Source organism: Streptococcus sp. FSL E2-3488 (assembly GCF_038003585.1).
GTDB lineage: Bacteria > Bacillota > Bacilli > Lactobacillales > Streptococcaceae > Streptococcus > Streptococcus thermophilus.
In genome coordinates, this window is record NZ_JBBOPL010000001.1 from 1791517 (window position 1) to 1803805 (window position 12289).

At 38.4% G+C, this 12289-nt stretch carries 9 protein-coding genes and 4 pseudogenes; 4 read left to right on the top strand and 9 right to left on the bottom strand.

Annotated elements, in window-relative coordinates:
• Positions 1 to 106 precede the first annotated feature (106 nt).
• From dnaK to MHH90_RS09275, 9 genes and pseudogenes are all read right to left on the bottom strand, one after another.
• The gene (gene dnaK, locus MHH90_RS09235) at positions 107 to 1930 is read right to left on the bottom strand and encodes a molecular chaperone DnaK (RefSeq protein WP_024704305.1); all 1824 of its coding nucleotides are present in this window, start codon (positions 1928 to 1930) and stop codon (positions 107 to 109) included.
• 123 nt (positions 1931 to 2053) lie between these two features.
• Complete coding sequence (grpE, locus tag MHH90_RS09240) at positions 2054 to 2626, bottom strand: nucleotide exchange factor GrpE (protein WP_340725900.1); 573 nt, start codon at positions 2624 to 2626, stop codon at positions 2054 to 2056.
• The gene (gene hrcA, locus MHH90_RS09245) at positions 2619 to 3701 is read right to left on the bottom strand and encodes a heat-inducible transcriptional repressor HrcA (RefSeq protein ID WP_011225328.1); all 1083 of its coding nucleotides are present in this window, start codon (positions 3699 to 3701) and stop codon (positions 2619 to 2621) included. The genes grpE and hrcA overlap by 8 nt, the downstream gene beginning before the upstream one ends.
• Positions 3702 to 3890: 189 nt before the next feature.
• Positions 3891 to 4475, bottom strand: a pseudogene (locus MHH90_RS09250) (glycoside hydrolase family 73 protein).
• Positions 4472 to 5269, bottom strand: a complete 798-nt coding sequence (locus MHH90_RS09255) for a M15 family metallopeptidase (protein ID WP_011225326.1) — start codon at positions 5267 to 5269, stop codon at positions 4472 to 4474. The pseudogene MHH90_RS09250 and the gene MHH90_RS09255 overlap by 4 nt, the downstream one beginning before the upstream one ends.
• Positions 5256 to 5635 (bottom strand): annotated as a pseudogene (locus MHH90_RS09260) (phosphoglycerate mutase family protein). The gene MHH90_RS09255 and the pseudogene MHH90_RS09260 overlap by 14 nt, the downstream one beginning before the upstream one ends.
• Positions 5636 to 5752: 117 nt before the next feature.
• Positions 5753 to 7090: a PFL family protein gene (locus tag MHH90_RS09265; protein ID WP_340725901.1), complete on the bottom strand. Its 1338-nt coding sequence runs from the start codon at positions 7088 to 7090 to the stop codon at positions 5753 to 5755.
• 17 nt (positions 7091 to 7107) lie between these two features.
• The gene (locus MHH90_RS09270; RefSeq protein WP_002949160.1) at positions 7108 to 7374 is read right to left on the bottom strand and encodes an ACT domain-containing protein; all 267 of its coding nucleotides are present in this window, start codon (positions 7372 to 7374) and stop codon (positions 7108 to 7110) included.
• A 320-nt stretch (positions 7375 to 7694) separates the two neighbouring features.
• Positions 7695 to 8911 (bottom strand): annotated as a pseudogene (locus tag MHH90_RS09275) (CapA family protein).
• Between the two features lie 155 nt (positions 8912 to 9066).
• Between MHH90_RS09275 and MHH90_RS09280 the strand changes: the two are divergent.
• The 4 genes and pseudogenes from MHH90_RS09280 to MHH90_RS09295 all read left to right on the top strand — a co-directional run bounded on the left by MHH90_RS09280 (position 9067) and on the right by MHH90_RS09295 (position 12285).
• Positions 9067 to 9749, top strand: a protein-coding gene (locus tag MHH90_RS09280; RefSeq protein WP_162465557.1) for an IS6 family transposase whose coding sequence is annotated in 2 segments (ribosomal slippage) — positions 9067 to 9510 and positions 9513 to 9749 — 681 coding nt in all. Because the reading frame shifts where the segments join, the coding sequence is not laid out codon by codon here.
• A 54-nt stretch (positions 9750 to 9803) separates the two neighbouring features.
• Positions 9804 to 10514: pseudogene (locus tag MHH90_RS09285) on the top strand (CHAP domain-containing protein); the annotation flags it as partial.
• Positions 10515 to 10760: 246 nt separating this feature from the next.
• Positions 10761 to 11951 carry a hypothetical protein gene (locus MHH90_RS09290; RefSeq protein ID WP_014607862.1) on the top strand — a complete coding sequence of 397 codons (1191 nt, stop codon included), beginning with the start codon at positions 10761 to 10763 and terminating at the stop codon, positions 11949 to 11951.
• 61 nt (positions 11952 to 12012) lie between these two features.
• Positions 12013 to 12285 (top strand): Fis family transcriptional regulator, encoded by a 273-nt coding sequence (locus MHH90_RS09295; protein ID WP_014607861.1) that lies wholly within the window; start codon positions 12013 to 12015, stop codon positions 12283 to 12285.
• The last annotated feature ends 4 nt before the right edge of the window (positions 12286 to 12289 follow it).

Below are 12289 nucleotides of genomic sequence, written 5' to 3' on the forward strand. Positions count from 1 at the left end.
AGCGAACTACATATAAGGCTACCTTTAGGTGCAATTCTTTCTAGAAACTAAAGCTTCTTCGCCTGATTTCCTATTTTCACTGTGAGATTTTAACAGTCTTTACATCTTACTTTTCAGTAAACTCTCCGTCTACGACATCGTCGCCTGAGTTATCTGTTGCTTGTGCGCCTTCTGCTCCTGCTTGAGCTTGTTGTGCCGCTGCTGCTTGTTCGTAGAGTTTAACTGCCAAAGCTTGGGCTTTTTCGTTAAGAGCTTCCAATTTAGCCTTCATGTCATCAAGATTACCTGATTCTTGAGCTTTCTTAAGCTCATCAAGTGCTGTTTGGGCAGCATCACGTTCTGTATCAAAGCCTTTACCTTCTGTTTCTTTAATTGTTTTTTCAGTGGCAAAGATAGCTTGGTCGACTTCGTTACGAAGTTCTACTTCTGCTTTACGTTTTGCATCTGCTTCAGCATTTGCTTCAGCATCTTTCATCATTCTTTCAATTTCTTCATCAGTCAAACCTGAGTTAGATTGGATGACAATTGTTTGTTCTTTTTGAGTTCCAAGATCTTTCGCTTTAACAGATACGATACCGTTCTTATCAATGTCAAATGTTACTTCGATTTGTGGGACACCACGAGGTGCAGCTGGGATATCAGTCAATTGGAAACGTCCAAGAGTCTTGTTATCTGCTGCCATTGGGCGTTCACCTTGAAGAACGTGAATATCAACGGCTGGTTGATTATCTGCTGCAGTTGAGAAAACTTGTGATTTAGATGTTGGAATTGTTGTGTTACGTTCGATGAGTTTTGTGAAGACGCCACCCATTGTTTCGATACCAAGTGACAATGGTGTTACGTCAAGAAGGACAACGTCTTTCACATCACCAGAGATCACACCACCTTGGATAGCAGCACCCATAGCAACTACTTCATCAGGGTTTACTGATTTGTTTGGTTCTTTACCAGTTTCAGCCTTAACTGCTTCTACAACAGCTGGGATACGAGTTGAACCACCAACAAGGATGACTTCATCAATGTCTGACAAGCTTAAACCTGCATCTGAAAGGGCTTGACGAACTGGAGTTTTAGTACGTTCTACAAGGTCACGAGTCAAATCATCAAATTTGGCACGAGTCAAAGTCATTTCCAAGTGAAGAGGTCCAGCTTCACCAGCCGTGATGAACGGCAAGCTGATTTGTGTTGAAGTTACACCTGAAAGGTCTTTCTTAGCTTTTTCTGCTGCGTCTTTCAAACGTTGAAGAGCCATCTTGTCTGTTGACAAGTCGATGCCGTTTTCTTTCTTGAATTCTTCAACCATGTAATCGATAATTTTTTGGTCAAAGTCATCACCACCAAGTTTGTTGTCCCCTGCAGTAGCCAATACATCAAAGACACCATCACCGAGTTCAAGGATAGATACGTCGAATGTACCACCACCAAGGTCAAATACCAAGATTTTTTCTTCTTTGTCAGTCTTGTCCAAACCATAAGCAAGCGCTGCTGCAGTTGGTTCGTTGACGATACGTTCTACTTCAAGACCAGCGATTTTACCAGCATCTTTAGTTGCTTGACGTTGAGCATCGTTAAAGTAAGCTGGAACTGTGATGACAGCCTTGGTTACTTTTTCACCGAGGTATTCTTCAGCATAACTTTTCAAGTACTGAAGGATCATTGCTGAGATTTCTTGTGGAGTGTATTCTTTGCCGTTAGCAGAAACTTTTTCAGAAGTACCCATCTTAGATTTGATAGAGATTACTGTATCTGGGTTTGTGACTGCTTGACGTTTTGCAGCATCACCAACGATGATTTCACCATTTTTGAATGAAACTACAGATGGAGTTGTACGATTTCCTTCTGGGTTAGCGATGATTTTTGGTTCAGTTCCTTCAAGAACTGCAACTGCTGAGTTTGTTGTACCTAAGTCAATACCAATAATTTTAGACATATGTTTTATCTCCTTAAGCTTTTTCTAAGCTTTTTCTTCTTTTCTGATATTTCTTTTTGCAAACCTTCGGCTTGCCTCTTATCTTTTCTCTCATAGTTTATTGTCGTTTCGGACAAGGTTTTTTTAGTTCTCTTTGTATACTACTACCATGGCTGGGCGTAGGATGCGGTCATGGAGTTTGTAGCCTTTTTGGAAGACTTGTGCGATGGTATCCGCCGGATGCTCATCATCTGCAGGCATGGTTTGAATAGCCATATGAAAGTTGTGATTGAACTCACCGTCTGCTGCGATTTCTTCGATTCCTTCCTCTTTAAGAGCATTTATCAAACTTTCCTGTATCATTTCCAAACCTTTTTTAACATCATCAGTCAATCCTTCAACAGCAAGAGCACGTTCAATGTTATCAAGTGATGGCAAGATTGCTTTTGCTAAATCTTGGCTACGATACTTTTGTAATTGTTGACGTTCTTCTTTAGCACGGCGTTGAATATTTTGCATCTCTGCATGGACACGAAGGTATTTATTTTCAAACTCCTCCGCACGCGCTTGAGCTTCTTCAAGCTCAGAAGTTTCCTTTGTTTCTTCTACAACTTCTTCAGTTGTCTCGGTAGCTTCCTTTGTTCCTTCTACAACTTCTTCAGTTGTCTCGGTAGCTTCCTCTTCTTTTACTTCTTCTTCTTTAATATCTTCAGTCAAGGCATTCACCTCTTTCTATATTTTTTAAAACGTTACGGCTTAAGAAAACTTCGTAATGGTTACTATTGAGATAACGGTAATAATCCGTTAATTTCATAACCAGAACTCGACTGATAACGTTGACTAAACTAACCATGCGACGATAATCCATTTCAATGGGTCCAATCACATGCATGAGTGCCGTCCCACGATAGGGGATCAAGAATTTATGACTCATAACCGTGACATTTTCAAGAGCTTCTTCAGTTGATTCTGCGACCGAAATTTTGGTCACTTCATCATCGGAGATAGCTGATCGAAGCGCAAGAGCCACATGTTGTGGATTATCCAAAAATTGATAAGTTTTCAAATCAGCATAGGCCAGTGATGCAACCTTACCTTCTATAAAAATCAGTTCCTTGAAGAGGTGTGAAAAGATATAATCAAACAAATCTAAAACATTATCTGTTATCTTAAAATACTTTTGCACAATCTGAGGAGTCTCTGTTCTCAATCGGTAATGGATATCTAAGACAGTATTTCCTAAAAACCGTCCCTGAACAAGCTTATGAAAAATTTCCAAATCGCTTGACAAGAAATTCTTTGGAATGGCAAACTGAACTGTCACCGGCTTAGATTCATCTAGAGTCAGAACTGCCAACGCATCGTGATTAGACAGCTGAACAATCTCAAATCCTGTCAGACGCTGTTTGGTCGGTTCCACATCTTGAATCACTGCTGTGCATCCTGTCATTTCTGCCAGCAGCTTTGCCGCCGCATCCAAGATATCTTCAAGTTTAAAGGCTTCAAAGTCGAAGGCCTTGACGACTTGGTAAACATCTTGTTCATCAATCGTATCAAGATTCAAAGAATTAGCAACAAAATACTGGAAACCCGCTCGGCTTGGCATGCGTCCACTAGAGATATGAGCTTTCTCAAGATAACCCATCTTTTCTAACTTAGCCATGTCATTACGAATGGTCGCTGAACTTGAATCAATCGAGTCTTGTAATGCTTTAGAACAAACTGGTTCATGTGTGCGAGTGAACATCTCAACTATCAAATTCAAAATAGCGTTTTGCCTTTGCGTAATCACGATGTCACCTCATTTCTATTTATTAGCACTCTCGTACAACGACTGCTAACTTATGATTCTATTATACACCTAAACTTAAACATGTCAACCCAAAAAAAACAAAAAAATTAGCACTCTTTTTGAAAGAGTGCTAAAAATACATCTAGAGACCTAGAAACATTAAAAAACATCCTTAGGGGTGTTCTAATATCAGCGATCATATTTTACCAAATTATAGGTCTCAATAATAGAAATAAGATGTTTAGTGTAATCAGGATCACTATTAAAACCTGCAGCTTGTAGCTTTTCTGCCGCAACTTTATAACTCGTAGTTCCTGCCACCTCTTTATAGGTTGATTCTCCCCATCTACCTTGGCGTAGTTCTTCTAGATAAGATGACATAGAACTTGACCAGTCTCTAAAAACTGCAAAATCTACTTTTTGATATTGCCATTTGCCTTTACTGTAAACATTATCCTTTAGATAGATATGTTCTTGTCCTGGCCGAGCAGGGAGACTGTAGATATTATGGTATTTAACAGATAAGAGACTACTACCATAGTTCGACTCATATGCGGCTTGGCTAAGGAGAATCTATGCAAGGACACCATAGTTTTTAGACATTTTTTGTGCTGTTGGCGCTAAGTTTTCAATAAACCCTTTCTGCGTATAGGAAACCTTTACCGTACGAGCATTATCAACTGTAGATGCATGAAGAATCAGCGGTAAGAGAATCCCTAAAGCGAAAACAGCAACTAAGATTATAAAGGCTTTTAGTTTAAAACGTCGTCTCACTTAGTTTTCTCCTTTAATAGTACCAAATATTCTTCCAAAGTAAGATTATGTTCAGTCATGTACTCTGCTGATTCTTTACCAACGTAGCGGAAATGCCAATCCTCATACCCCACACCTGTTGACGATGTCTTACCATCTGGGAAACGAAGAACAAAGCCATACTTTGGCGCTATTTTTTTGACCTTAGCCACAGTAGCTGGATCTGCTTCATCTAAGCTGTCTACAGTACTCATGTCAATCGCAAGACCTGTCTGATGCTCACTAGCACCCGGTGGTTGTGAATAAGTCTGAACCTTCTTCTCTGCCTGGGACTCTGTCAAAGTCGGATCATCAGCCATTTCCTGCTGAACATAACTGTTATAAAGTTCTGTCTGATAGGCAACACTACGATAACCCGAAATCAAATGATAACTTGGATTAATTTCTTGAGCTGCTGCTAAAAATTCTTCAACATTTTTCGCAATTCTCGCATCTACAGAAACACCATATACGTTAGCAAGCTCAGGATTAAGCTCTTTAGACTTATTATCTCGATTTACCAAAAGCAATTTCCAGTCTTTAGGCGATACATCAGGTAGTCCTTTTGTATCCTTGCTTTGAGTCGAATAGGTAATTTGCTTACTATTTTTTGTTACTGACGATCCATTGGTTTGTTGGACCGTACGACTGACACCAAATACTGAATAAAGTCCTGCTGTAACTAAAAGAATTGCAGTCAAGACGCCACTGATAACCAAAAACCAATTGGTTTGCTTTTTCGCCTGACGGCGACTCGGATAGCTATTTTTTACCATTGTCTTTTTCTATTATCTCTCGTCCAACCTGACGATAAGTCATATCGCCAAGTGTTTCCAATGTGAATCTACCATTTTCATAAGCAACAACAGTAACCGAACCGTTGTCCAATGAAGGATGCTCGAAGGAATAGTTTCCAAACCCGTCTCACGTAAAATGATGTCCATGGTCTGAATAGTTCGACCTGAATCACTAGAATAAGCAGATTTGAACGGGATACCTGCCGCTTTCAGACCTACCCCCAGTTCACGAATTCCTTCTTCACCGAACGGGGTCAAAGGGCTATCAGACCAACCTTGAACACGACCAATAGTATTAAACATAGTCTTGCCGTGTCTCGCAATATATAACTTAACCTTACTCATGACCCCTCCTTCTTTCCGTCATTTTGAACTCATTATAACACAAATCCACCTTGACTATCTAGCTAGCGAAATCATCAGAAAATGCTTTACCAATCCGGTAAAGCACTTATCATCCGTTTAGTTTTTAAAGCTGTGAACAGGGGCTGGGATTTGGCCACCACGCGCAATGAAGTCCGCCGATGAAGCTTTGTTTACCTTCATTACTGGTGCATAACCAAGAAGACCTCCAAGTTCCAACATGTCCCCTTCCTTACCATAAGGAATAATACGAACAGCTGTTGTTTTCTGATTAATGACACCAATAGCCGCTTCATCGGCAATCATGGCCGCAATTGTTGTATCTGGCGTATCAGCAGGAATGGCAATCATGTCTAGACCAACAGAACAGATAGCCGTCATGGCTTCCAATTTTTCAAGGTTGATATGCCCAGATTGAACTGCTGCAATCATTCCTTCATCTTCAGAAACTGGGATAAAGGCACCTGACAAACCACCGACCTGGTTACATGCCATGATACCACCTTTTTTAACTTGGTCATTAAGAAGAGCTAGAGCCGCAGTAGTACCATGCGTACCAACAACTTCAAGCCCCATGGCTTCAAGTACACGAGCTACCGAATCACCTACTGCTGGAGTTGGTGCAAGAGACAAGTCTACAATACCAAACTCGACACCTAGACGTTCGCTAGCCATTTGACCAACCAACTGCCCTACACGTGTGATTTTAAAGGCAGTTTTCTTAACTGTTTCAGCTAAAACATCAAAACTTTCACCTGAAACCTTCTCAACAGCACGTTGCACAACACCAGGACCTGAAACCCCAACATTGATTACAACGTCAGCCTCACCAACACCGTGGAAGGCACTTGCCATAAATGGATTATCTTCAACCGCATTAGCAAAGACAACCAATTTACCTGGACCCATTGGATCTGCCTCAGAAGCCTCTTTAATGATACGTCCCATATCACGTACCGCTGTCATGTTAATACCAGTTTTTGTTGAACCAATATTAACAGATGAGCAGACAAAATCAGTCTCAGCAAGCGCACGTGGGATAGAATCAATAAGAATCTCATCACCTTTTTGGTAGCCCTTTTGAACTAATGCAGAGAAACCACCAATAAAGTTAATGCCAATTTCCTTAGCTGCACGGTCTAGTGCCCTAGCAAACGGTACATAACCTGTCGCATCTGTCGCCGCACCGATAATTGAAATCGGAGTAACAGAAACACGTTTATTAACAATCGGAATACCAAGTTCAGCCGCAATTTCGTCACCAACAGCTACCAAGTTCTTAGCCTTAGAAACAATCTTGTTGTATACCTTTTCTGCTGCCTTATCAATATCTGAATCGATACAGTCTAGAAGTGAAATTCCCATGGTGATAGTACGAACATCAAAGTTCTGCTCCTCAATCATAGCAATGGTTTCTGTAACCTGTTTAATATCCATTTTCAACTACCCCTATCTTATAAGTTGTGCATAGCATCAAAAATCGCTGAGCTTTGGATATTGATTTTGACGTTTAATGATTCACCAAAAGCTTCTAATTCAGCACGTAGGTGTGTAAAATCTTTCTTATCTTCCGATGATACAACCGCCATCATGGTAAAGAATTCATCAAGGATTGTTTGAGTGATATCATCAATATTCAAACCAAGTTCTGCGATCTTAGTCGCAACACCTGCAACAATACCCGCTTTATCCTTACCTACAACTGTAATAATCGCTTTCATGAGAAGCCTCCATCATTTTATTTTATATAATTTTAGCATATTTTGATTAAAAACGCTATTTTTTATAGAAATTACACCTTTTTTATTGAAAAAAACGAATGTTTCTACAACATTTAACCAGTATCGTTTATAAAATTCAGTCTCTATCAATCCAACAACTTGTGGATAAACTTGTTAACAAGTAAAACAATACAATTCTAATAAAACCTTGAAAAATCAAGGTTTAACACTGAGAACAGACTTATCCACACCTGTGGATAAGTCTGTTGGTAACTTGTCGATAAAGAAAAATATCGCCAAATTTTAGCGATATCTTAGCTTTATTTCCATTTTAGATTAACATGAGCATTCATTTCTTTATAGGCAGTATCTATACGCTCTTTAGTTTCTTCATCTAGTTTATTTCTGTATTTTCTACCTTTAATGAAATCCTCTAAAATATAGGTTTGATAAGTATATAAAGGATATCCCTCTGGCGAAATTGTTCCCTTAGGTGTGCGGTTAACCCAGGTTGGATGCGCTTGAGCTGTCTTAATCGTGGTTTGACAATTCTTTTTCTCAAGAGTGACATCCATTAAGACGCCCCTCTCTGTCCATGCTGCATTATCCACACCATCCATAGTCTCTATGCGCTGGTTAGAGATAAAATTCCCCATTGAGTAAATAATGAGTTTTTACTGTCCATCCTTTTTAACCACTTCAGACGGCTCAACCACATGAGGATGGCCCCCAAAGATAATATCAGCACCCCAATCAATCATCTTATGGTAAAGCTTTACCTGTTCATCTGTCGGTTCCAAACGATATTCCACGCCCATCTGTGGCATAATAACCGTAACGTCAGCCTCTTTTTCAGCACGCTCAATCTCTACTTTCATCCGTTTTTCATCAAGATTCGACAAATGATGCGCAATCTCTTTTTCGGTCAGATTTGACTCCAAGCCATTGAAACCATAGGCATAAGAAAGTATTGCCACCTTGATGCCATTAACATTCTTGATAAACAGAGGCGCCTTATCACGCACAGGATTTTCATAAACACCAACAGGGTCAATGCCCACCTCTTTAAATGCATCGGCTGTTGTAAAAGCTCCCTCTAAACCAGAGTCCAAAATATGATTATGGGCCAAATCCATAACATCATAGCCGGCATCACTAATAACTGCCGTCACTGATTGAGGAGCATTAAACAGAGGGTAGCCTGACAAAGGATAATCAGGATTGATAGTTCCCTCAAAATCACCCAAGACCAAATCAGCCTGCTTTAACATGGCTTCACATATGTAAAATTTTCAGTAAAATCATAACTACCATCTGCCTGCAAGGCACTCATATAGAGACCGTCATGATAAAGCAAGTCCCCATTAGCCATGATACGTGCTGTCTGTACTTGATTTGAAACACTCTTTTGCTGCTCATTTTTACTATGAATAATCAAAATTTCAAGAAAAAGCAAACCTACGACAAGAGCAATCAACCTCATCAAAATCTTATTAGTCATCGTATTGTCATGCTTTTTAGCTTGGCTCCGTTCCATCATATCTCCTTTTTCATACTCCTAGTGTAACAAAAAAATGTTATCCATAGATGATAAAAAAGATTAATAAACGGTTACATCGGTTCTGTTGCAAAGTTTTAAATCTACTATCAAATAAGGTAGAATAATAGAAAAAGATAGCAGGAGGAATGACGATAAATCATTTTAAAGGAAAGCAATTTCAGCAGGATGTGATTATTGTAACCGTGGGCTACTATCTTCGTTATAACCTTAGCTATCGTGAAGTTCAAGAAATCTTATATGATCGTGGCATTAACGTTTCTCATACGACGATTTATCGTTGGGTGCAAGAATATGGCAAACTACTCTATCAAATTTGGAAAAAGAAAAATAAAAAATCCTTTTATTCATGGAAAATGGATGAAATATACATCAAAATTAAAGGAAAATGGCATTATTTGTATCGAGCCATCGATGCAGATGGTTTAACCTTGGATATTTGGTTACGTAAAAAACGGGACACACAAACAGCCTATGCTTTTCTTGAGCGGTTAGTTAAGCAGTTTGATGAACCGAAGGTTGTAGTCACAGATAAAGCCCCCTCTATTACAAGTGCCTTTAAGAAACTAAGAGAATACGGGGCTTTTATCAAGGGACAGAACATTGTACCATTAAATACCTGAATAATTTGATTGAACAAGACCATCGTCCAGTAAAGAGACACAATAAATTCTATCGAAGTTTACGCACTGCCTCTACCACGATTAAAGGCATGGAAGCCATCCGAGGATTATATAAGAAAACTCGAAAAGAAGGCACTCTCTTCGGGTTTTCGGTCTGTACTGAAATCAAGGTATTATTGGGAATCCCAGCTTAAATCATAGATACCGTAAGGGATTTTATTCTTTATTTAAAACTTTGCAACAGAACCGCATTTGACTCTAATCCAGAAAATGCCAATAATTTTAACGATGAAGTAGCCGTTGTTGGACTCACAAAGCAGACCATCATTGGCAATAAAAATGAAACCTTAAAAGTCCAAGATGACAAAGCGCAAAAATTTGCGAGTGGTTCTCTCAACACGTCAACAGATGGTGGCGTCTACTTCACCGATACCTCTGGCTCTAGGAAAGGGCGTGCTGAAACCATGCAAAAACTCGATACCTATATCGATGAGCATGGAGGTACACCAAAAGCCCCTGAACAGACGAAAGGAAAAACCAGAGACGGAGGCGGTGTCACAACAGGGGATGTCCCACAAGGCTATAGCCTCACCAAAGAAATCAATACCTCAAGCCACACAGGACTGTCTTATCCTTGGGGACAATGTACCTGGTTTGTCTATAACCGAGGAAAAGAAGTCGGTGTTAGCTTCGGAAAGTATATGGGAAATGGTGGCCAATGGATGAATGCCCCAGGGTATCAGACAACTCATACCCCAACCGAACACTCCGCTCTATCTTTTAGCCCAGGGCAAGCTGGAGCAGATCCAACTTATGGCCACATCGCCTTTGTGGAACAAGTCAAATCAGATGGCTCCATCCTCATCTCTGAATCAAATATCAAAGGACTAGGAGTCGTTAGCTACCGCACTTTTGATGCAGAAACAGCAAAACAAATTACTTATGTCATTGGACACTGATGATGGTTTTAATAATATTAATTTTTAGTATTATTAATTTAGATACGTTTAAAATCAATACTAAATGTTATAATTAATACAAAAATGACTAGGTGATCTAATGAACGAAGTTGCTAAATCAGAAAAGCAAAAAGAAGAATCAATCAAAAAAACTTACAATCTTTTGATTTATTTAAAAATGAGACAGATATCAAAACAACAGATATCTTTGAAATAAGTAGTCCTTTTGAACAAGCTCTCCCCAACATGATTAAAGAAAGTTTCCCATTTGATATCTTAAACTTATTTGATACTAAAGGAACCCCTCCATTCAACTTTTCAAACCAATATCTTAATCCTAACACTAAAATACTAGATTTCAATAATGCTACTCTATATGAGGTTGACTTTGACAGTCTATCTCCTGACACCAAAGCGAAACTTCAAGAGGGCGCTTATAAAATTGGGGAATCTAGAAAAGTAGAAGGAAATCTTAGGGCTGTAATTGTAGACACAACCGATCAGAAGAATCGTGTTGAAGATTTGACATTAAGGAAAATGACTAATAACAACGAAAATCAAGTTCCTAGTGATCTAATCGCTCAAGCTCAACTTAAACAAATCTATAACTTACTGTTAGATATCAAAGAAAATCAAGATTATCAGATTAGATGGGAAAGAAATAATAGTATACTAGCTCCATTTTATTCAGCTCGTACAAAAGTTATAGAAGCCAACAATAGCAAAGATTTCAGAGAAAAAGTTAAGTCACTAAAGGATGCAAATACATTATTTGAAGAATCAGTAAGTGCTATTAAATCTGATATAATTTCAAATAGAGATGAAATTATTAAGAAAATCAGCCAACCAACATACCGTCAAGCCTCTTTACAAACACATGCTGATTTTTTACTTCAAGACATAGAAATTATGACTAAAATTGTTGGTATGCAAATTTATATCGATTTAACACTAAATAATGAGGGGATAGCCCATGATCGGCTACTATCTTTTCAAGGTTCGATGGAATTAGTTTCTAAACAAAATATTCCATACAAAACAAATTATTTGAAAGAACTAGCAAAAAAACTTCTTTATGTAAAAGAATTAAAATGGATAAAGAATAATAGTATCCCAAAAGTAAGTTTGTTAGAATTAATTCATAATCATTACAGCTACTCAAAAAACAATAGGGACTTATTTATTAATATTAATACTAAATTAATTGAATTCCACCAAGATAGTAACGTTAACTTAAGCAATACCGAAACAGCAAAAATCGAAACGGAGAAAAAAATGACACTAAAAACGAAGAAGTGTAAAACTTGTAAAAAAACAATCTCATCACCTAAAACAATACCAATTTGTGATGCATGTCGTAATAAGGGCAAACAATTGACAGTGGTCGGGGTCGCTTTGCTAGTTTTTTTCAACAAAATAATAAATAAGAAGAATTAATCTTTTTAACAGCAGGAGAGTATTTTACTCTTCTTTTTTATTTTTAAGAGGAGAATAATATATGCTAGTACAATTGCCAGAAGAACAAACTCAAGAAATTCAGCAAATGATTGCAACACTAATAAAGAATGAAATTCATCATTTTAAAGAGGATATTGGGGCTGACAGCACTTTTCTAAACAAAAAACAGACTTACAACTACCTAGGTATCTCTAATAATACACTTGATATTGGGATTGCAATGGGATTACCCTATATCCGAATCGGAAAATCTATTAGTTTCAACAAGAAAAGTATCAATCAATGGATGACAAGATTAGAAATCAGCGCATAAGGAG

Bases quoted from the DNA above. Each gene is read 5' to 3' on its own strand.
- MHH90_RS09255 (WP_011225326.1), bottom strand. From the start codon at position 5,269: ATGGTAAAAAATAGCTATCCGAGTCGCCGTCAGGCGAAAAAGCAAACC.
- MHH90_RS09290 (WP_014607862.1), top strand. From the start codon at position 10,761: ATGATTAAAGAAAGTTTCCCATTTGATATCTTAAACTTATTTGATACT.
- MHH90_RS09270 (WP_002949160.1), bottom strand. From the start codon at position 7,374: ATGAAAGCGATTATTACAGTTGTAGGTAAGGATAAAGCGGGTATTGTT.
- dnaK (WP_024704305.1), bottom strand. From the start codon at position 1,930: ATGTCTAAAATTATTGGTATTGACTTAGGTACAACAAACTCAGCAGTT.
- MHH90_RS09265 (WP_340725901.1), bottom strand. From the start codon at position 7,090: ATGGATATTAAACAGGTTACAGAAACCATTGCTATGATTGAGGAGCAG.
- MHH90_RS09295 (WP_014607861.1), top strand. From the start codon at position 12,013: ATGCTAGTACAATTGCCAGAAGAACAAACTCAAGAAATTCAGCAAATG.